Annotated in this window: 18 protein-coding genes; 17 read left to right on the top strand and 1 reads right to left on the bottom strand. The window is 50.1% G+C overall.

The annotated features are described in order from the left end of the window. The first annotated feature begins 58 nt into the window (after window positions 1-58). The 17 genes from NX722_RS16380 (at window position 59) to NX722_RS16300 (ending at window position 19,663) form a co-directional block, all read left to right on the top strand. On the top strand, window positions 59-877 hold the full coding sequence (locus NX722_RS16380) for a MinD/ParA family ATP-binding protein (RefSeq protein ID WP_262563902.1): 819 nt from the start codon (window positions 59-61) through the stop codon (window positions 875-877). Between the two features lie 2 nt (window positions 878-879). Continuing rightward, on the top strand, window positions 880-1,644 hold the full coding sequence (locus NX722_RS16375) for an RNA polymerase sigma factor FliA (RefSeq protein WP_318654059.1): 765 nt from the start codon (window positions 880-882) through the stop codon (window positions 1,642-1,644). Window positions 1,645-1,878: 234 nt separating this feature from the next. Further along, window positions 1,879-2,334 carry a rhodanese-like domain-containing protein gene (locus NX722_RS16370; RefSeq protein WP_262563901.1) on the top strand — a complete coding sequence of 152 codons (456 nt, stop codon included), beginning with the start codon at window positions 1,879-1,881 and terminating at the stop codon, window positions 2,332-2,334. A gap of 288 nt (window positions 2,335-2,622) precedes the next feature. Continuing rightward, window positions 2,623-3,375 (top strand): heme ABC transporter permease, encoded by a 753-nt coding sequence (locus NX722_RS16365; RefSeq protein ID WP_262563900.1) that lies wholly within the window; start codon window positions 2,623-2,625, stop codon window positions 3,373-3,375. 84 nt (window positions 3,376-3,459) lie between these two features. Continuing rightward, a complete protein-coding gene (ccmD, locus tag NX722_RS16360) occupies window positions 3,460-3,744 on the top strand; it encodes a heme exporter protein CcmD (RefSeq protein WP_262563899.1) in 285 nt (94 codons plus the stop codon). After that, window positions 3,741-4,208, top strand: coding sequence for a cytochrome c maturation protein CcmE (ccmE, locus tag NX722_RS16355; RefSeq protein WP_262563898.1), 468 nt, complete (start codon window positions 3,741-3,743; stop codon window positions 4,206-4,208). The genes ccmD and ccmE overlap by 4 nt, the downstream gene beginning before the upstream one ends. Continuing rightward, on the top strand, window positions 4,205-6,193 hold the full coding sequence (locus tag NX722_RS16350; RefSeq protein ID WP_262563897.1) for a heme lyase CcmF/NrfE family subunit: 1,989 nt from the start codon (window positions 4,205-4,207) through the stop codon (window positions 6,191-6,193). The genes ccmE and NX722_RS16350 overlap by 4 nt, the downstream gene beginning before the upstream one ends. Next, window positions 6,190-6,726 carry a DsbE family thiol:disulfide interchange protein gene (locus NX722_RS16345; protein ID WP_262563896.1) on the top strand — a complete coding sequence of 179 codons (537 nt, stop codon included), beginning with the start codon at window positions 6,190-6,192 and terminating at the stop codon, window positions 6,724-6,726. The genes NX722_RS16350 and NX722_RS16345 overlap by 4 nt, the downstream gene beginning before the upstream one ends. Beyond that, window positions 6,727-7,200, top strand: a complete 474-nt coding sequence (locus NX722_RS16340) for a cytochrome c-type biogenesis protein (RefSeq protein WP_262563895.1) — start codon at window positions 6,727-6,729, stop codon at window positions 7,198-7,200. Between the two features lie 2 nt (window positions 7,201-7,202). After that, a complete protein-coding gene (ccmI, locus tag NX722_RS16335) occupies window positions 7,203-8,357 on the top strand; it encodes a c-type cytochrome biogenesis protein CcmI (RefSeq protein WP_265442361.1) in 1,155 nt (384 codons plus the stop codon). Window positions 8,358-8,496: 139 nt separating this feature from the next. Next, window positions 8,497-9,756: a hypothetical protein gene (locus NX722_RS16330; RefSeq protein ID WP_262563892.1), complete on the top strand. Its 1,260-nt coding sequence runs from the start codon at window positions 8,497-8,499 to the stop codon at window positions 9,754-9,756. 77 nt (window positions 9,757-9,833) lie between these two features. Further along, window positions 9,834-10,463 (top strand): hypothetical protein, encoded by a 630-nt coding sequence (locus NX722_RS16325; protein WP_262563891.1) that lies wholly within the window; start codon window positions 9,834-9,836, stop codon window positions 10,461-10,463. A gap of 282 nt (window positions 10,464-10,745) precedes the next feature. Continuing rightward, a complete protein-coding gene (smc, locus tag NX722_RS16320) occupies window positions 10,746-14,255 on the top strand; it encodes a chromosome segregation protein SMC (protein ID WP_262563890.1) in 3,510 nt (1,169 codons plus the stop codon). Window positions 14,256-14,429: 174 nt separating this feature from the next. Then, a complete protein-coding gene (gene zipA / locus NX722_RS16315; protein WP_262563889.1) occupies window positions 14,430-15,449 on the top strand; it encodes a cell division protein ZipA in 1,020 nt (339 codons plus the stop codon). A 67-nt stretch (window positions 15,450-15,516) separates the two neighbouring features. Continuing rightward, window positions 15,517-17,571: an NAD-dependent DNA ligase LigA gene (ligA, locus tag NX722_RS16310; protein WP_262563888.1), complete on the top strand. Its 2,055-nt coding sequence runs from the start codon at window positions 15,517-15,519 to the stop codon at window positions 17,569-17,571. Further along, window positions 17,568-18,197, top strand: coding sequence for a transglycosylase SLT domain-containing protein (locus NX722_RS16305; RefSeq protein WP_262563887.1), 630 nt, complete (start codon window positions 17,568-17,570; stop codon window positions 18,195-18,197). Before ligA ends, NX722_RS16305 begins: the two co-directional genes overlap by 4 nt. A 14-nt stretch (window positions 18,198-18,211) precedes the next feature. Further along, window positions 18,212-19,663: a YdgA family protein gene (locus NX722_RS16300; protein ID WP_262563886.1), complete on the top strand. Its 1,452-nt coding sequence runs from the start codon at window positions 18,212-18,214 to the stop codon at window positions 19,661-19,663. Window positions 19,664-19,720: 57 nt separating this feature from the next. Here NX722_RS16300 and NX722_RS16295 read toward each other — a convergent pair whose 3' ends face one another. Next, on the bottom strand, window positions 19,721-19,951 hold the full coding sequence (locus NX722_RS16295) for a YheU family protein (RefSeq protein ID WP_262563885.1): 231 nt from the start codon (window positions 19,949-19,951) through the stop codon (window positions 19,721-19,723). Between the last annotated feature and the right edge of the window lie 170 nt (window positions 19,952-20,121).

Here is a 20,121-nt window from a genome sequence, read left to right as displayed (position 1 = left end):
GTAAAAGATAAATGTCGTTTTTAAATGTCGACAAACTCAAATCTGAAGCTGGTCAATTATGAACTCATCAACAAAACAAGTGATTGCGGTCGCGGGGTGTAAAGGCGGGGTAGGTAAAACACTGATATCTGTGAACCTGGCACTGGCACTGGCCAAAAAAGGACGAAAAGTTGTTCTGGTCGATGGTAACCTGGATGTTCCAGATGTGGGGGTTACCCTGGGTCTTGAGAAAGACCTCGATATGAACGCTCCTGAAACCAGTCGTATAGAAGCCTATGGTCACGGTCTTTTAAGACAGGGACCTTCTGGTGTTAATGTGCTTACCCCTGGAGGAAAGCCTATTTGGCGGGAGTCAATTAATGTCAGCCATGCTGTTGAAATGATTGATAGTCTGGAACCCCTTGCTCCCTCTCTCGATACCCTTATTCTTGATACCTCTCCGGGTCTGGCACCAGACAATATCACCCTGATTCAGGCAGCAGGAGAAATTCTCATTGTTGTTAATCAGGAAGTGGTTTCATTACTCGACGCTTTGCGTTTAATTCGGGTTTTATACCGGATTTATGGTGTCCAGAAATTCGGCATCATCGTCAATGCAGTGAGTAATCGTCGTTCCGGGGCGCAGCAGTTTGAAAAGCTGCAGGCACAATTAAAAGACGAAGTTGAGATTGTTTTGCGATTCCTGGGAACCATTCCTTTTGACAAGACGGTTGCAGAATCTCTGAAAGAACAAAAAGCGCTGCTTGAACATAACCCGGATTGTCGTGCGTCCAAAGCCATTCTTCGAATTGCCCATCAACTGCATTCCATGCCAGTTACGCCTCCCCGTGGGCGCATTGAGTTCTTTTTACCAACAAGAATAAAAGAAAGGGTTTAATCATGAACGAGATCACTCAAAAGTCTGGCAAGCAGCCTTCTGAAGCGGAACTGACTGAAGCACAGAAAAAACGGAAAAAGGCAGAAGTGACTGAGCTGGTTGAACTGCATCGTGGATTGGTGAAACGAATTGCTAATCATCTTGCTGCCAGAATGCCTGCCAGTGTTCAGATTGATGACCTGGTTCAGTCGGGCATGATCGGGCTGCTGGAAGCAGCCGGAAAATACGATGCTACAAAAGGTGCGAGCTTCGAAACCTTTGCCGGTATTCGTATTCGGGGGGCGATGCTGGATGAAATTCGCAAAGGTGACTGGGGACCAAGGTCTGTTTATCGCAACAGTCGGAAAGTATCAGAGGCCGTACAAAAAGTAGAAGCAAGACTCGGACGTGATGCGAGGGACTTTGAAGTAGCCGCAGAACTCAATGTAAAAGTGGGAGAGTTTTACACAATTCTCAGTGATCTGCGTGGTTGCCGTCTGTTCAGTTTTGAAGAGCTGTTTGACAGTGAAGAATCAAGAATGCAGGCGCGCTCTGGTGATCAGGGACCTCAGGCAGACACCCAGGAAGAAAAATTCAAATATGCCCTGGTGGATGCGATTGAAAAACTGCCAGAACGGGAAAAGCTGGTTCTGATGCTTTATTACGATGAAGAGATGAACCTCAAGGAAATCGGCAAGGTGCTGGGTGTCAGTGAATCCCGCGTCAGCCAGATTCATTCTCAGGCAGCCCTTCGGCTCAGAGGCAAACTTCACCACTGGTTGAGCTGAGCTCTTCCAGTGGGTTCATTCCCAATCCAACAATTAGTAATGGCTTCTTATCGAAGAGTGGCCGGGTTTCTACTGCTGAACAGGCCAGTTTCTGCTGGTTAATTCATTAGTTTGCACAGTTTATATACTGCATCGCTTTGAACAGGCGGTTTTTAGTTTCTTAATGTTCCATGTAAGCCGTCATGCGCTCCATATACTTTTTTATTAAGAAGTTTTATAACGGACTGTATCAATATGAAATGGATTTCTTATGTAGCAGGAATCATTCTTGCCTTGTCCAGCTCTTTTCTCTCCGCACAGGAAGCGCCCGTCAATATCAAGGATGTCGTCACAGTCAATACCCATCAGGCCAAAAGACTGCACGAGCTGGGTGCTCTGTTTATCGATGTCCGCCCTCTGGACCAGTGGCGTTGGGGAAGGGTTGATGGAGCCCACAATCTTGACCTGAAATCGGGCTTTCGGCAGCTCTTTATGCCAGGTACTTTGGACAAGAATACGCCAATCGTGATCTATGGGAACAGCACTTACCACATGCGCGGCGCTATCGCCAGCTATCTTGCTGCGCTCTGGGGATACAAACGTGTGTTTTTCTTCCGGGATGGTTACTATTCGTGGCTGGCGCTGGATTTCCCTGTCACCCTGAGGTCTGACTCTGAACCAGAAGAAGTCGTCACCATGAGACCTGAGTAATTTCTGTCTGCCTTATCCACAGGTTTGAGTGTTTGGCTCTTGTCTGTGGGTAATGGCCTGTGGATAACCGTTTTTTTCCTCCTCCCTGCTGCTGAATGTGGTTTTCTGTCTTATTCATCTGTGCATTTCAGATAAAATCCGGTACTGTTTCGTTACCTGTGGCGATGGACATTACATCTCCATAGTAAAAATTAATAAACAGCCACCAGCGGAAAATGCGGTTTTCGTCACCTCTGGTGATAAAAATTGCATTTTGATAGTAATAACAACGAGATAGTCTAAGCAGTAATGAGCTGGCGTATTTTCCACAGACTGGGTTCTCCCAAATGGTTCTACGAAATCAGTGGTCGATGGTTGCCATGGCTGGCACTGTCAGCTGCACTGCTGATCTTTACAGGTTTAGGATGGGGGTTATTGTTTGCCCCGCCGGATTACCTTCAGGGAAACAGCTATCGAATTATTTTTCTTCACGTACCCAGTGCGTTTCTGGCTTCAGCAATTTATGCCATGATGGCAATAGCGGCCGCTATCAGCCTGATCTGGAAGATAAAACTGGCGGATATTGCTTTGCAGTGCAGTGCGCCGGTGGGTGCCTCCTTCTGCTTTCTTGCTCTGGTGACCGGTGCGATATGGGGTAAACCCACCTGGGGTACCTGGTGGGTCTGGGATGCACGTCTTACATCAATGCTGGTTCTTCTCTTTCTTTATCTGGGAATCATTGCTTTAAGAGGGGCAATAAACGGAACTCATGCTGCATCAAAAGCCTGTGCCATCCTGGCGCTGGTCGGTGTGGTCAACCTGCCCATTATCAAATTTTCTGTTGAATGGTGGAATACCCTGCACCAGGGAGCAACACTCAAACTGACCAGCAAACCATCAATGGCTCCGGAGATGCTATGGCCGCTTCTGATCTCTATTGTGGCCTTTTACCTGTTTTTTGCAGTAGTTCTGTTGATGCGAATGAGAGCTGAGATTCTTAGCCGGGAAAGACGTACTAAGTGGGTTCAGGCATTACTGACACCCTCAGAAAAATCCTTATAACAGCTGATTCTTTATAACAGCTGATAGTAAACACGCTTCTTTCTACTCAGCAATAAACAGAATAAGTTCGGGGGATGGTATTGAATGTATTTTGAGAGCGTGAGCAGTCTGATTGATATGGGCGGGCATGGGCTTTATGTCTGGACCGCCTATGGGATCGGTTTACTGGTAATACTATACAATATCGGGATTCCTTTGTTGCGCCAGCAGCAGGCCATCCGTTCGATACAAATTCATCGTCATCGAACAAAAAAAGCAATAACAACATCAGAAAGGTCAGTTCAGATGGTCAGAAGTGGTCCTGATGGAAGTCGCTGTAGCCCTGACAAAGCGACGGACACTGCGACGAACAAGGGGGAAGTATTATGAACCCGATTCGGCGGCAGCGGTTAATTCTGATCTTATTGCTGGTTTTTGGTGTGGGGCTGGCGGTAACACTGATGATGCTGGCTTTGAAAGATAACATTAACCATTTCTACTCCCCATCACAGATCGTTGCCGGAGAAGCACCTCAGAACAGTCGCTTTCGTGCTGGCGGCATTGTTGTTCCCGGCTCGGTGAAAAGGGATAGCAAGGGGCTGACCGTTCATTTCAAAATTACGGATGGGGCGGCAGAGGTGGAAGTTCAATACACGGGTATACTGCCCGACCTGTTTCGTGAAGGGCAGAGTGTTGTTGGAACGGGAAAACTGGATGACAAGCGTCGTTTTATTGCTGACGAAATCCTGGCCAAACACGATGAAAACTATATGCCGCCGGAAGTGCAAAAGGCACTTGAAAATGCGGCTCCCCATCCCATTAAAAAGCCAGCGGTGGAAGGAGGTAAACAATGAATCCTGAACTGGGGCTTCTGGCGCTGATCCTGTCATTCTGCATGGCGCTCCTCCAGGGCATTATCCCCCTGGCAGGCAGCTACATGGGCAAGCTGCGCTGGATGGCGATGGGCAGAACATTGGCATTTGGGCAGTTTGCTTTTGTATTACTGTCGTTTATGTGTCTGGTGTATGCGTTTGTCAGTGATGACTTTTCTGTGGCGTATGTCGCTGGTAATTCCAATATTCTGTTGCCGGTGCAGTACAAGATTACCGCCACCTGGGGAGGCCATGAAGGCTCTCTGTTGCTGTGGATTCTGGTGCTGGCAGGCTGGACACAGGCCGTCGCCATGTTCAGCTATCGCTTACCCCATGAACTGTCGGCAAGAGTGCTGTCGGTACTGGGGCTGGTCAGCGTCGGCTTTTTGCTGTTTATCCTGTTTACCTCTAACCCGTTTGCCCGAATCCTGCCATTTCCACCGCTCGATGGTAACGACCTGAATCCGCTGCTGCAGGATTTTGGCATGATTGTTCATCCGCCCATGTTGTATATGGGGTATGTAGGGTTTGCGGTTGCTTTCGCGTTTGCAATCGCTGCGCTCCTCGAAGGTAAAATGGACAGCGCCTGGGCGCGCTGGGCCAGACCCTGGACGACAGTGGCATGGTGCTTCATGACCCTCGGGATTGCCCTTGGCAGCTGGTGGGCCTATTACGAACTGGGCTGGGGTGGCTGGTGGTTCTGGGATCCGGTGGAAAATGCCTCGCTTATGCCGTGGCTGGTGGGTACAGCGTTGATGCACTCTCTGGCAGTGACAGAAAAAAGAGGATTGTTTAAAAGCTGGACACTGCTACTGGCGATTTTCACCTTTTCGTTAAGCCTGTTTGGCACTTTTCTGGTCCGCTCGGGCGTGCTGACGTCTGTGCATGCGTTTGCCAGTGACCCGGAGCGTGGCTTGTTTATATTGGTTTATCTGGTCGTGGTGGTGGGGGCGTCATTGACGCTGTTTGCTTTCAGAGCACCACAGGCGCAAAACCGGATTGGTTTCGGCCTGCTGTCCAGAGAAACCTTTCTGCTGCTGAACAATGTGCTGCTGACCATTGCAGCGGCAACCGTGTTGCTGGGAACGCTGTTTCCTTTGATTCTCGATGCGTTGGATATGGGGCTGATCTCCGTGGGCCCTCCTTATTTCAATACACTGTTTGTACCACTGTCGATGTTGCTGGCGCTCAGTCTTGGGGTTGGCCTGTTACTTAACTGGAAGGAAAATCTTACTTCCTGGCTATGGTTGCAGGTGCGCTGGATTTTGCTGATGTCAGTGGTGGGAGGGTTTGCATTCAGCCTGCTTTATGGAGATAGCTTCCTGATCAGTGAAGCTCTGGCGATAGGGCTGGTGCTGTGGATTGTTTTAGCCATTGCCCGGGACATTATGAATAAAACCCGCCACAAAGGGCTGTGGCAAGGTATGAAAACACTGAGGGCCAGCTATTACGGCATGCAGCTGGCTCATCTTGGGCTGGCTGTTACCTTTATTGGTGTGGCGATGAGTGCCGGTTATACGGTACAGAAAGATGTCCGCATGGCGCCGGGCGATATGGCGACCCTGGGCGATTACACCTTCCGCTTCGACGGTATTCAGCGTCGGCAGGGACCTAACTATCTGTCTGATTATGGCAGCGTAACGGTCTTTGAAGGTCAGCGGCAAGTGGCCCGTATGCATCCGGAAAAACGGCTTTATCAGGTACAGAATATGCCTATGACAGAAGCCGCGATTCATCCACGTATGTCACGAGACCTCTATGTTGCACTGGGTGAAAGTCTGGGTGATGACAGCTGGGCGCTCAGGCTGCATGTAAAACCCTTCGTCCGTTTTATCTGGCTGGGTGCGATCTTTATGGCGCTGGGTGGTTTTGTCGCTATTGCCGACCGGCGTTACCGAATGCGGGTGACAAAACGACGATCAGCAATAGATTCCCGTAAGGACGATGCAGAAGGAGTCGCTGTGTGAAGAAATGGACATTGGTGCCTCTGGTTTTATTTCTGGTGTTGTCTCTGTTGTTTTACCGGGCTCTGTTTCGGGAAAACAAAAATGACTTGCCTTCTGCATTGCTGAACAGACCTTTGCCGGAGTTTCAGTTGCCAGCGGTATTAAACCCTGAGCGTTTAATAACGGCAAAAGAAATTACAGGGCAGGTCTTTTTGCTGAATGTCTGGGGTTCGTGGTGTGTCGCCTGCCGGGTTGAACACCCATACCTGATGGAACTGGCTGATCAGGGCGTCACGATTTATGGCGTGAACTACAAGGATGAACAGGCTGACGCCCGGCAATGGCTGAAACAAAAGGATGACCCTTATGTCTTAAGTGTCGCCGATGTGGATGGCAGACTGGGCATTGATCTGGGTGTTTATGGCGCGCCGGAAACCTTTCTGGTTGATCAGCAGGGTATGATCCGCTACAAGCATATTGGCATAGTGGACAAGCGGGTCTGGGAGGAAGACCTGAAACCCCGTTACCAGGCTTTGCAGAAGGAGTCAGGCTGAATGCTTCAGGTCATCCGATATGTTATTTCTCTGCTAGTGTTCTCTCTGTGGGCGATGGCAGCGAATGCTGCCGCAATAGACGACTATGTATTTGAAACGCCGGAACAGCAGAGCCGGTTTATTCGACTGACGACAGAGTTACGATGTCCACAATGCCAGAACCAGTCGATTGCCGATTCCAACGCCACCATTTCAGAAGACCTACGTCGTGAGGTCTATCGACTGATTGATGAAGGCAGGGAGGATCAGGATATTATCCGCTTTATGCAGGAGCGCTATGGCGACTTTGTTCTTTACAAACCCCGGCTTAATGCTCAAACCCTGTTGCTCTGGTTTGGCCCTTTATTCCTGCTGATTCTGGCGCTGGGGGTTCTGGCCGTGATCGTAAAAAGGCATCGAAAAACTGCTCAGTCCAGCGTGCTGGATACAGCGGAACAAGATGAGCTGGATAACATTCTGGACGGTAAACAATGATAATGAATTTCTGGTTTTCTGCCGGTTTACTGATTATGGCTGCCATTGCTCTTGCCGCAGTGCCTTTGCTGGTTAAGCGGCGAAAGTCGTCTGGTACGTCAGCCCGGGAAGCCAATATAGAACAGTTTCGCGAGCAACAGAAAGAGCTGGAAGCACAACTCAGTCAGGGACTGATTGCTCCAGCCCTGGCTAATGAAATGCGTGCAGAGCTTGAAAAAAAGCTGTTGAGTGATGTGCCAGCAGGGCACCGTAAAGGCTTCGACGTTCGTCCCGGCGTTGTCATGTCGGCCCTGATTGTGCTGCTGATTCCTCTGATGGCATTGCCACTTTACTGGAAGCTGGGCGCACAGACTGAACTGCAGGTGGCAGAAGCGCTGGCAAAGCCCGAGCTGAATTCGAATTCACTACTGGAGACCCTGGAGAGCTGGCAGCAGAAGAAGCCAGACAACCCTCAGGCATTGTATCTGCTGGGTGGGCGCTATCTGGCTCTGGGGCGAATGGAGGATTCGGTACATGCTTTCCGTCGTTTTTATCAGCTGACTGACAGTGACCAGGGGGCTGCCCAGCTGGCTCAGGTGCTGTATCTGAAAAACAACAGTCAGTTTGATGCAGAGGTCAGTCAGTTGCTGCACGAAGCCCTGACACGCAACGAATTTAATACAACAGCCCTTGGAATGCAGGGTATTGCCGCTTTTGGACTGAAAGACTACGCCGGTGCGCTGGCAGCCTGGGATAAAGCCTTTTCTGTTGAGACCGACCCGGAGGCGCGGGAGTCGCTGTTGACCGGCATTAATCAGGCGAAAAAGATGCTGGGTGAGCCGTTGCCCTCGCTCAGGGTAATGGTGTCTCTGGCGCCAGAGCTACAGTCTCTGCCGGGTAATACACGGGTGATGGTATTTGCCAGAGCTGCAGAGGGGCGTATGCCTTTAGCGGTGAAGCCTGTTCTGGTATCAGAACTGCCGGGGGAGGTGGTGCTGGATGAAAGCACGGCCATGATGATGGGGGGCAGCAAATTATCGGAAACAGAACTGCTTGATGTGGTGGCGACAATCAGCCTTTCCGGCGACGTGATGAACCCGGATTACAAAGGTGAAGTGAAGTCTGTCCGGCCTGAAAGCAAAGAAGTGGTTGAGCTGTTGATAGAACCTGCGGGTTAACGGTAGGTCGAATATTTCTTCCCTGGTTTGACAGAAGCACTATTGCCTTCTAATAAATAGTCAGGCTGATTTCAGTTCAGCCTTCATATTTTCCTCTCTTAATTAGTTTTTCCTCTCTAATCAGTCAGGTACTCCTGCTATGGCTAAAATTTCTCGCAGTTGGCAGTTTGCCTTGCCTTTATTGGGTTCACTGGGTTCTATGCCGGTTTCGGCGATGACAGCTGAAGAATGTGTGGAGTTTCAGAAACAGTCTGATAAAGAAAAGTTTGAAGAATTGATGGCTGCACAGAATGAGTTTATTACTTCACTGCGGTTAGATTTACATAGTGAAAAGTTCAAGCTTATTATAAGAGCGGGAACGGAAACTGGTAAATACCATGAACTTTTTTTACAGGAGTTTCCTGATAAGGTGAAGGCCTTATATCCACAGTTTGCAGATAAAATACCTGAGCTGGAAGCCACTCAAAATAAGGTCGAAACGGTAGCCAGGTGTTATATGTATGGTCGGGTTGATGAGTCTGATCCACCGATTCTCAGATGGCGTTACTATCGCCTTGGTGAGACTGACAAGCCTTTGGTGGGCTATGTGCGACCTGACCCGGATGTGGAGGTAGCAGAGGGGGAGAAAGTACCTGAAATTGGCTATGTAACCGATGGCGACAGTTGTCGTGAGGGCGCTTGTGATTTCAGAACGATCAAACTGGACGATGTGAAAGATGTAAAAAAAGATGTGATACGACTGGTTTATCGCTTTAAGCCAATGTCCATGGCCGTTGATTCTGATCTTGCTTCAGAAGCTGAAGTGCCAATTACAACCGATGGCAAAAAATGGGCTAAGGAAACCAGCCTGATCAAGCTTAAACTTAAGCGCACCGGAGAATGGTTTGGGAGCCCTGAGATTTATTTTCTGGTTCTCTATTATAAGGATGGAAAGTTCGTCCGCATGGATACTGTTAATGTAGACTGGGCGATCGAAAAAGGAGTGAATGTAGGGAATACGAAACTGCTTCTCTGGAAAGGAACCGATCAGGTTAAGTTGGTACTCAAGGAAAGAGACCTTAACATCCCATTTGTTAAAGTGTTTAAGATAGCCTTTGCCGTCATCACCTATGCTGTAAAGGCTGCGGGTATAGATACTCCCTTTCTTGAAATACTTTCTGATGGCGTGAAAACACTGCCTGAAAATATTGATGTTGATGTCGATCCAAGTGATATTACTGTGCGAGGTGAACTAGATCCGCAACATAAGGCCACATACCTTGATGATATCAAGCTCGACCGGATTGAAATGAAGGCTGATGAAGATACCTATCCAATGGCCAGGGGAGATCAGATGACCATTAAAAGCACCATGTACTCCGATGTGGAGACTTTTTCGCCTCGCCATGATGAGCATTAATGTGTAACAGGCTGCAGGGATGCAGTTTGTAACCCTTACTTGAAGCCCCAAAGCCAGGGGCTCAGCAGGTAATCTGCATGTATGATAAGTATGAATGCCTGACCGATCAGCTAAAAATTAATGATACAACAACAGTGCCTGGCTCTATGCTCATAGAGGACAGCAGTCGTCCCGGGCAGAGGTATTTTACCGGCTACGTTTTTGTGGGCAGCTATAAGCCGCCTGATGAAATTTTTGAAACAGGCCTGATTTTTACCCCTGATCCTTTAGTCGACCCGGAGACCAGGCTGGGTTTGTTATGTGCGCCTTCATCCGGGGCAACCCGATTTCATAACGCCAGTGCAGGGGTTTCTTCAAGTATCTGTTCTCATGTTGCTGGCTGGTTTTTTTCTAACTTCGGCACTGTTGGATACGTGTACCTGATCAATGCAACCTGCTTCAGGGGCTATGCTAATCCGAATAACCTGCATCCCTCAATATCCCACTATCATCCCCATTTGGCGCAAAATATCTGTGATGTAAACTTTACTCACCCAATTTTGAATGATTATATTGTGGGAGTGGTCTGGCCATATAGATTTTTGAATCCAGAGGAAAGTGAATGGAGACAAGGGCCACCTAATGAGTTAAAAATCACTATAAATCCACACTATAACGACAATGAAACCTTAAAGACAGCTGAAGAAGTCATAGCACTTTTTTGCTAGTTCAGCTAAACGTAACAGACCGCATAGATGCGGTTTACAACCGCTTCTGAACTACTTTTCCATCATCTGGTCTTATCTTTTCGGATTTAACGACTTTTCCTGTTAGTCTAATCCTGTGTACACTCTGAAAGTTAAGGCTTTTGGCAGCAAAATGTTGCTGAACGTCATCAGACTTGATTCGTTCAATACGTCAGTAGGTGATCCAGGCAACACTCGAGGACAGGGAATGGGGGCCGCGAGGCGGCATGCTGTGGCCCCGAAAGCGATGAGCTAAAGGATAAGATGCGTCTAAAATCGATCAAACTGGCCGGTTTCAAATCATTTGTGGACCCAACCGTGGTTCATTTTCCCTCCAATATGAGTGGTGTGGTCGGGCCTAACGGGTGCGGTAAGTCTAATATTATCGACGCTGTGCGCTGGGTGATGGGCGAGTCTTCCGCCAAGCACCTGCGTGGCGAGTCCATGACCGATGTTATTTTCAAGGGGTCAAACAGTCGCAAACCGGCTGCCAAAGCGTCGGTTGAGTTGGTCTTTGACAACAACGAAGGCCGGGTGACCGGAGAATACGCGGCATTCAGCGAAATCTCCGTGAAGCGTCTGCTTACCTCTGAAGCCAAGAATTTCTATTACCTCAACGGAACCAAATGTCGTCGGCGGGATGTAATGGATATCTTTCTGGGGACAGGTCTCGGACCTCGCAGCTATGCCATCATCAGTCAGGGGATCGTGTCCAACCTGGTGGAATCCAAGCCGGAAGAACTGCGCGTCTTTATTGAAGAAGCCGCTGGCATCTCCAAATACAAAGAACGCAGGCGGGAAACCGAAAACCGCATTCGTCGTACCAATGAAAACCTTGAACGTCTGACTGACCTGCGTGAAGAGCTGGGTCGGCGTCTTGGACATTTGCAGCGTCAGGCACAGGCTGCGGAAAAGTATAAGGAATTTAAAGGCGAAGAGCGCCTGAAAAAGGCTCAGTTGCAGGCACTGCGCTGGAAAACCATTGATGAAGGTGCGAAGTCTCAGGAACACGTTATCAGTGAGCTGGAAGTTCAGCTGGAAGCAGCTGTCAGCCAACAGCGCTCAGCAGATGCCCGTTCGGAGGAAGACCGTGCCGCGCAGATGGAACTGAGCGATCACTTCCACGAGACTCAGGCTAAATTCTACGGCACCGGCAATGAAGTTACCCGCATCGAGCAGACTTTGCGCCACCGTGAAGAGCGGGCGAAAGAGCTGAGTCATGATCTTGAACAGCTGGAACACAGTTGGCAGGAAGCCCGTGAACAGATGGCGGATGATCAGGAACAGCTGGAGCTGCTCGAAGCCGAGAAACTGGAGATTGAACCTGAGCTGGAAATGCTGCTGGAGCAGGAAGCCGGTTCCGGTGATGCGCTGGCTCAGGCGGAAGAAGAGATGCACCGGCTGCAGCAGGAATGGGATCAGTTTAACCAGCGTTCCCATGAACCTCGTCGTACGGCAGAAGTCGAACAGTCCCGCATTCAACACGCTGAACAGGTGATTCAGCGTCTGTCCGAGCGAGACCAGCGCCTGAAAGGCGAACTGGATGGCCTTGGCGGTGGTGAAGACCAGGAAGAAATTGAACTGCTGGCTGAGCGTCTGACCGAACTGGAAATGACGCGTGAGACTCAGGAACTGCGTCAGGAAGATACCCTGACCGAAATCGAACAGAATCGTACGGCAGTGGATGAACGACTGGAGCAGCGTGATCGCAGCCGTTCTGAACTCAGTACCCTGCGTGGTCGGCATGCCTCTCTGGAAGCCTTGCAACAGGCCGCCATGGGGCAGGATACCGGCGTACTGGTGTGGATGGAAGAACATGGGTTGCAGAACCGTCCCCGGCTGGCAGAAAAACTGCAGGTGGACAGTGGCTGGGAGCTGGCCATGGAAACGGTTTTGGGCGACAGTTTGCAGGCATTATGTGTCGATGGCTTTGATCCGGTTGCCAGTTTTCTCGGTAATCTGGAACAGGGTTCAGCCATATTGCTGGATTCCAGCCAGACCGTAACACCGCAGGCGGATAAATCGGGGCTGGTGGCTCTGGCCAGTAAAGTGGTGGCTGGTAGTGAAGCCCTGCCATTGCTGGCCGGTATTTTTACCTGTGAATCGCTGGACAAAGCGTTAGGGCTGCGTGCGTCACTGGAACCCCATGAATCGATCATTACCCCGGAAGGTATCTGGCTGTCCCGCAGCTGGCTGCGGGTTAATCGCAGTGCCGATAACAGCTCGGGGGTGCTTGAACGGCAGCAGGAGCTGGAAGCGCTGACCATTAAACTGGAACAGTTGGAGCAGACTCTCGAACAGTTGGCCGAGGACCTGCAAAACCACAGAGAGAAGGGCGATGTTCTGGAAAGTCTCCGTAAGGAAATTCAACAGCAGTTGTCTGATCTGAACCGGCAGCAGGGTGAAGTGCGTGCTGACTTACAGGGGCGCAAAGTCCGGTTGGAGCAGTTTTCTGAGCGACGCAGGCGTCTGGAGCAGGAACTGGCGGATTGTCGGGAACAGCAATTGCTTGAGCAGGAGCAAGTGAATGAATCCCGCCTGAAATTGCAGGAAGCTCTGGACCTTATGGAATACGACAGCAGTCATAAAGATGAACTGCTGGAAAAACGTGAACGTTGTCGTGAAAAGCTGGAAGACGTGCGACAGCGCTCCCGTCACGATAAAGAGCGTTCCCATCAGCTGGCACTGCGACAACAGAGCATCAACAGTCAGGTCATGTCATTGCGGGCAGCCATCGAACGGCTGAGCCAGCAGTCCACTAAACTGCGTGAGCGAAGGGAACTGTTACAGGCTTCCCTGAATGAATCCCACTCACCTGAAGGTGAATTACAGGAGCAGCTGGAAGCTTTGCTGACGCGTCGGCTGGAAGAAGAAGAGGCCATGCAGACCGCCCGCAGTGAACTGGAAAAGGTTGAACAGCATCTGCAACAATATGAGAAAGAGCGTCAGGCCGCTGAGCAGAAAGCACAGACTGCCCGTTCCCGTCTGGAAAAACTGCGTATGGACTGGCAGGGCATGCAGGTACGCCGGACGACACTGGCTGAACAGTTAAAAGAAGATCAGTTTGACCTGCAAACGGTGCTGGCTAATATGCCGGAAGAGGCTTCAGAGCAGGGCTGGGAGTATGAACTGGAACGTCTGCAGGCTCGGATTGAACGACTTGGGGCGATCAATCTGGCAGCGATTGAAGAGTATGAAACCCAGTCTGAACGCAAAAACTATCTGGACGCCCAGAACGAAGATCTGGAATCTGCGCTGGAAACGTTAGAGAATGCAATCAGGAAGATTGACCGGGAAACCCGGCAACGTTTCAAGAATACCTTTGATAAGGTAAATTCAGGTCTGCAGGATCTGTTTCCCAGAGTGTTCGGCGGAGGCCGGGCTTATCTGGAACTGACGGGCGAAGATCTGCTGGATACCGGTGTGGCGATCATGGCACAGCCGCCCGGTAAAAAGAACAGTACTATCCACCTGTTATCCGGCGGGGAAAAGGCACTGACTGCCATTGCGCTGGTTTTTGCCATCTTCCAGTTGAATCCATCGCCGTTCTGTATGCTGGACGAGGTGGATGCGCCACTGGATGACGCTAACGTTGGCCGCTATGCAAAAATGGTGTCGGAGATGAGTGACAAGGTACAGTTCATCTACATCACCCACAACAAGATTGCAATGCAGGCGGCTAATCAGCTGGTGGGGGTTACCATGCAGGAGCCTGGAGTTTCCCGGCCGGTGTCTGTGGATATTGAAGAAGCAGCTGCTATGGCTGCAATGTAGTAGCGGTGTAGCAGTAATGTAGTATAACAACATGGTCGTGTATTGCTTTCAAGGTAGTCCGATTCATGTATTTTTGATGTACCATTGAATGAAATACACCTTATTTTTCCGGTTCGGGAGTCAGGTAGTAAGCACTGAGCAACCGGAAAGTGCGGTAAGACGGATGGCATGGACATGAGTTTACGAGAGTGGCTGATAGTAATCGGAGTTATCGTCATTATTGGAGTAATTATTGATGGATACCGCCGTATGCGTCTGGCTCGTAAACGAGCCTCTGAGTTGACGTTTGGAATTGAAGAAGTAAAAGGCTACGACGAGTCATTTTCCAGTGAGCTGCCCAATGGCGGCGCGCGTCCCACCAGTGCGCAGGATGAACTGCCAGAAACTGAGGCGGTTGAGTCTGATGCACCAAAACGTGTACGCAGGGAAGATCGGTCAAATCGTTTTGACCGTATCGAACCGGATTTTGACAGCATGGACTTTGGCTCAGCCATTGAACCAGGGCTGGATCTGTCCGAGCCGTTAGCCAGTGGTCGTGCAGGAAACGTGGAGACCGGGTTTGAACAGCCTGCTGCACCTTCTGTCGATGACCAGCCACAACCGATGGATGAGATTAAGCCTTTACAGCATAAAATCCGGGATGGTGCAGACTCCGTAGCAGCGATGGCTGAGCCTGCTGCTCCAGAGACAAGGGCTAAGCAACGACCTGTCAGGAAGGTGGAAAAGGACAAGGAAAAGCTGTCTGACCGCCCTGCTATTGAAGAAGTGATCGTCATTAACGTGCTGGCTAAAAACAATGAGCTGTTTGATGGTACCCGCCTGCTGCAAAGTGTACTGACGGCTGGCATGCGCTTTGGTGATCGGTCGATTTTCCATCGCTACAGCAGCAAAGACGGCAGTGGACAGATACAGTTCAGCCTTGCCAACGGTGTAAAACCGGGTACGTTTGATATCGAACAGATGGAAGCGACAGAAACGACGATTCTCAGCCTGTTTCTGTGCCTGCCCGGACCGGAAGCACCGCAGAAAGCCTTTGCCCAGATGGAAGAAACTGCAAAGCAGCTGGCACTGGATCTTGGCGGTGAACTCAAGGATGAGAATATGAGTGTAATGACCCAGCAGACACTGGAGCATTGTCGCCAGCGCATTCGTGATTACGAACGTAAGCAGCTGGCGATCAAGCTTTCTCACTAATTCTCTTGTCAGCCCCGTCGTTGTTAAATGTTATTTAAAAGACGGGGCTTTAATACTCTCCCGGACCATGACTGACCTAAATCTATTCTCTCAGGAAGATGTTGAGCAGGAAATTCAGGACCTGCGTCAGCAGATTAACCACCACAACCATCGTTATTACGTGCTGGATGATCCACAGATCAGTGACGCCGCTTACGACCAGTTACTGCAACGCCTGAAACAACTGGAAACCGACAATCCGGAATTGATCACCGGAGATTCTCCTACTCAGCGTGTCGGTGCTGCCCCCCTGAAAGAGTTTGGTCAGGTTCGTCATGAACTGCCGATGCTGTCGCTGGATAATGCCTTCGATGAAGCCGACCTGCAGGATTTTAACCGTCGTGTAAAAGAGCGTCTGACCGCTACGGCTGATATCGAATACGCCTGTGAACCCAAGCTGGATGGTATTGCCGTCAGTTTGCTGTACGAGAATGGCATTCTGGTTCGTGGTGCTACCCGTGGTGACGGTACCACCGGGGAAGATATCACCCAGAATGTTCGGACTATTTCATCCATACCGCTTAAACTCATGGGGAAAGGCTGGCCTGAACGGCTGGAAGTGCGCGGTGAAATCTTCATGCCCAAAGCCGGTTTTGAAACGATGAATGCCCGCGCCCGTGCCAGAGAAGAAAAGGTCTTTGTCAATCCCCGTAATGCGGCTGCGGGCAGTTTGCGGCAGCTGGATTCCAGAGTGACGGCACGTCGTCCTCTGGATATGTACTGTTACAGTGCCGGTATTGTCGAAGGGGGTAGCCTGCCTGATAAACACGCTGACATTCTGGAACAGTTCAGTCAGTGGGGGCTGCGCATTAACCCTGAAATGCAGGTCGTCACCGGTATTAAAGCCTGTGAAGATTACTACGGACAGCTGGCAGAAAAACGACAGAGTTTACCTTATGAAATAGACGGCATTGTCTACAAGGTAAATGACCTGGCTTTGCAGGAACAGCTGGGTTTTGTGGCTCGCGCACCACGCTGGGCGATTGCCCGCAAGTTTCCAGCGCAGGAAGAGATGACCCTGCTGAAAGACGTTGAGTTTCAGGTGGGGCGAACTGGTGCGGTAACGCCTGTCGCCAGACTGGAGCCTGTGTTTGTGGGGGGCGTTACGGTCAGTAATGCCACGTTGCACAATATGGATGAAATTATCCGCCTCGATCTGAAAATAGGTGATACGGTCATTGTGCATCGGGCGGGTGATGTTATCCCTAAAGTGGTGGGTGTTGTTCATTCCCGCCGGCCTTCAGACGATCAGCTGCGAGATGTTGTTATGCCGGACACCTGTCCGGTGTGTGATTCTGAAATCGAGCAGGATGAAGGTGAAGCATCGGCACGTTGTTCCGGTGGTTTGTTCTGTTCCGCGCAGCGTAAGGAAGCCATTAAGCATTATGCGTCCCGCAAGGCGCTGGATATTGAAGGGCTGGGCGATAAACTGGTGGACCAGCTGGTGGCAAAAGGCCTGATTAATACCGTTGCCGACCTCTACAAACTGACGGTAGAACAGGTTTCCGGCCTGGAGCGAATGGGTAAAAAGTCAGCCACCAACCTGATTAATGCCCTGGATCGCAGTCGTACGACAACCCTTGCCCGTTTTATTTATTCTCTGGGTATTCGGGAAGTGGGAGAGGCGACGGCACGCAGTCTGGTCAGCCACTATAAAGAACTGGAAGCCATTCGTTCAGCCTGTGTTGATGATCTGCAAACTGTTGATGATGTGGGTCCTGTTGTGGCGTCGCATATCGAGAAATTTTTCCGTCAGCCTCATAATAAGGACGTGATTGCAGAACTGCTGGAGCAGGGGGTTACATGGGCCGCTATTGAAGCACCGGCTGAAGACGTAGCACAACCACTGGCCGGAGAAACCTGGGTATTGACCGGCTCCCTGCATTCTATGACCAGAGATCAGGGAAAAGAGATTCTGCAACAACTGGGCGCTAAGGTATCCGGGTCTGTTTCAGCAAAAACCACCGTATTGCTGGCCGGAGAAAAAGCAGGATCGAAGTTAACCAAAGCACAGAATCTTGGGGTTAAAGTGATTTCCGAAGACGATTTCATAGCACTGAAAGCGGACTGGGGCGTTGAATGATACAAATATCGGCCTTGTTCTTAAGAAAAAGCTTTTCTAAAAATAGCCACACTAAGAAACTGGGGGGGCTGATCCTGTTGATCAGCCTGCTGTTAAGCGGGTGCAGTAGTACGGCTCCGCCTTCTGACAGGCATAACCTGTGTAGCATCTTCAGAGAAAAGCCCAGCTGGTATAAGGCGGCAAAAAAATCCCAGAAGAAGTGGGGAACCCCTGTGCAGGTACAGATGGCGATTATGTATCAGGAATCCAGCTTCAGACACAACGTTCGGCCGCCTCGCCCTTACTTCCTGTTTATTCCGCTACCGCGTAAATCTTCAGCCTATGGTTATGCCCAGGCGCAGGACGGTACCTGGCAGGAATATCTGGATGAAACCGGAGGCTGGTTTAAAAGCCGTGATGACTTTGCTGACGCAATTGATTTTATTGGCTGGTACACCAATAAAGCCCGTCGTGTGAATGGGGTATCCCTGTGGCGGGCTGATCAGTTGTATCTCAACTATCACGAAGGTATGGGGGGGTATCGCCGTGGTACTCACAAGAGTAAGCCATGGCTGATGAATACGGCACGACGTGTAAAGAGTCGGGCCAGTAATTATGGCGAGCAACTGCGTCGCTGCAAACTATAAGTAAGAAGTAATCAATGACGAATACAAAAAAATTATGGATATCCGGTATGGCCGGACTGGCAGGCCTGGCGGTACTGGGTATGCCAGCCCTGAACGGTTTTATTCTTGAAAGCCGTTTGAAGAATGATCTGGTCAATCTGGCAGAGCAGCACGACTATCGTGTTGAAAACCTGTCCATCAGTCGGGGTTATGGCAGTACGGATCTGGAACTGACACTTCAGGGAACGGGCTTGCGCAAGATTAACGGTCAGGCGCTGGAACTGACCGGTACTCTGAATCATGGCTCTCTGTTTTCTGTGCCGGGCATGATCTCCGGTGATCTGGACGTTAACTATTACACGTATGAGCAGGGTGTTCGTTTTACCATGCCCGGAACCATCAGTGGTTCTATGAATCTGAACGGTTCCGTATCCGCCAGACTGACCACAGAAGGTATTGAATGGCCTCTGGATCCGGAATCGGTGCTGACTTTACAGGTTGACCCAGCAGAGGGGCAGCTGACCAGCCAGGGCTCCGGAACCGTTGCTGTGGATATGGAACCTCTGGTCTGGACGGTGCATGAAAACAGTGAGCCCCTGTTTCGCATGGCCATGAATTCTCCGGTGGTGGAATTCAGTACCCATGAACAGAGCTGGTCCATGACGGCTCCGGAAGTCTCTTACTCTGTGCCTTCCGTTTCTTCCGATGTATTGCTGGTTGTGGATAACTTTCAGGCTGAAGGTGAGCAGACAACGGCTAATGACCAGCTGAGCAGTCATATGGTCATGAGTACTGGCTCAGTGACTGTTCCGCTATTGTCCGACCAGGGGCTGGATAATCTGATTGAAGGGTTAAGCATCAGTTCCAGCGTGGAAAATCTTGACAGGAATCTGCTTGAACGTATCCCTGAACTGCTGGGGCGCGGTGATGCTGAACAGGTCATGTCGGTTGACGATGCTGGTCTGTGGTTACGGGATTTAATCAGTACTCAGCCACGTATTGCGGTTGATGAAGTCTCGGTACAGACCAGCAAAGGACATTTTTCTTTTGCCTTTGATCTGACAGGTACAGACAAAACTAAAGCATTTGTAGAACAGTTTCTGGATAACCCACCTCAGACACCGATAGAAGAAAGCCTGATGACTCATGCAGCGATGCAGTCGCTGGCTGTGTCTGCTTCTGTTCATTTGTCCGATGAGCTGCTGGACTGGGGCTGTGAATATATTCCTCAGCAAATGGTTCAGGAGCAGGGCGGGAAGCCAGCGGAAGCGGTACTTTACACTTCCATGTGTCAGACCATGGTGAACAGTGGTGACTTCCTTACCGCTTCCTGTCTGCAATTTCAGGATTCCGGTGAGCAGATGCAATGCCTGAACAGCATGCAGCAGGCTAAAGCGGTCTGGCAGGAAAGCAGAACCCTGAAAATGGCTCTGGAAGATGGGTTGCTGATGTTGAATGGTGTGGAGTTGACACAGTTTCCGCTTTGAGGAGTTGGCTGTTGGCTTTTAGCCAACAGCCAACAGCCAACAGCAATATATGCTTCCTTAATGGCTACCATCCATCGCGGCTACCATATTTCTCGGCACAATATTAACGCTGGCCAGGTTCGGGTCAAAAACAACCACGACTTCCCCTTGCTGTAGCTGTTTCAGGACACTTTCTATTTTTTGTTCCAGAGGCTGGTCGTAGCCATTGTCGGTGCCATCGCGGGTGACAAATTCTTCAATCAGGTTGTTGAGTGTATCGGGTTCAATGTCCTTATAAGGTATGATCATTCAGCGTTCTGCCAACAAACATTATTCGAAGGGATAAAATAGCACTTTTGTTCCGAAATAAATATCAGGGCGAATTCAGAATACTTCCTGTCAGTTCACATTGTGCTTAAAAAATAAATTGGTAACTGTCTGCGTTCTTTAAGATAACTGTCTATTCTTAGCGTTCATTT

It is taken from the genome of Endozoicomonas gorgoniicola, assembly GCF_025562715.2.
GTDB classification, from domain to species: Bacteria; Pseudomonadota; Gammaproteobacteria; order Pseudomonadales; family Endozoicomonadaceae; genus Endozoicomonas_A; species Endozoicomonas_A gorgoniicola.
Note: the sequence above shows the minus strand (reverse complement) of the source record. Positions and strands in the feature narration are given on the sequence as shown.

Coding starts and splice junctions, on each gene's coding strand:
- NX722_RS16305 (WP_262563887.1), top strand. CDS start 17,568: ATGATACAAATATCGGCCTTGTTCTTAAGAAAAAGCTTTTCTAAAAAT.
- ccmD (WP_262563899.1), top strand. CDS start 3,460: ATGTATTTTGAGAGCGTGAGCAGTCTGATTGATATGGGCGGGCATGGG.
- ccmE (WP_262563898.1), top strand. CDS start 3,741: ATGAACCCGATTCGGCGGCAGCGGTTAATTCTGATCTTATTGCTGGTT.
- NX722_RS16370 (WP_262563901.1), top strand. CDS start 1,879: ATGAAATGGATTTCTTATGTAGCAGGAATCATTCTTGCCTTGTCCAGC.
- NX722_RS16340 (WP_262563895.1), top strand. CDS start 6,727: ATGCTTCAGGTCATCCGATATGTTATTTCTCTGCTAGTGTTCTCTCTG.
- NX722_RS16330 (WP_262563892.1), top strand. CDS start 8,497: ATGGCTAAAATTTCTCGCAGTTGGCAGTTTGCCTTGCCTTTATTGGGT.
- NX722_RS16325 (WP_262563891.1), top strand. CDS start 9,834: ATGTATGATAAGTATGAATGCCTGACCGATCAGCTAAAAATTAATGAT.
- NX722_RS16375 (WP_318654059.1), top strand. CDS start 880: ATGAACGAGATCACTCAAAAGTCTGGCAAGCAGCCTTCTGAAGCGGAA.
- NX722_RS16380 (WP_262563902.1), top strand. CDS start 59: ATGAACTCATCAACAAAACAAGTGATTGCGGTCGCGGGGTGTAAAGGC.
- smc (WP_262563890.1), top strand. CDS start 10,746: ATGCGTCTAAAATCGATCAAACTGGCCGGTTTCAAATCATTTGTGGAC.
- ccmI (WP_265442361.1), top strand. CDS start 7,203: ATGAATTTCTGGTTTTCTGCCGGTTTACTGATTATGGCTGCCATTGCT.
- NX722_RS16350 (WP_262563897.1), top strand. CDS start 4,205: ATGAATCCTGAACTGGGGCTTCTGGCGCTGATCCTGTCATTCTGCATG.
- ligA (WP_262563888.1), top strand. CDS start 15,517: ATGACTGACCTAAATCTATTCTCTCAGGAAGATGTTGAGCAGGAAATT.
- NX722_RS16300 (WP_262563886.1), top strand. CDS start 18,212: ATGACGAATACAAAAAAATTATGGATATCCGGTATGGCCGGACTGGCA.
- zipA (WP_262563889.1), top strand. CDS start 14,430: ATGAGTTTACGAGAGTGGCTGATAGTAATCGGAGTTATCGTCATTATT.
- NX722_RS16295 (WP_262563885.1), bottom strand. CDS start 19,951: ATGATCATACCTTATAAGGACATTGAACCCGATACACTCAACAACCTG.
- NX722_RS16365 (WP_262563900.1), top strand. CDS start 2,623: ATGAGCTGGCGTATTTTCCACAGACTGGGTTCTCCCAAATGGTTCTAC.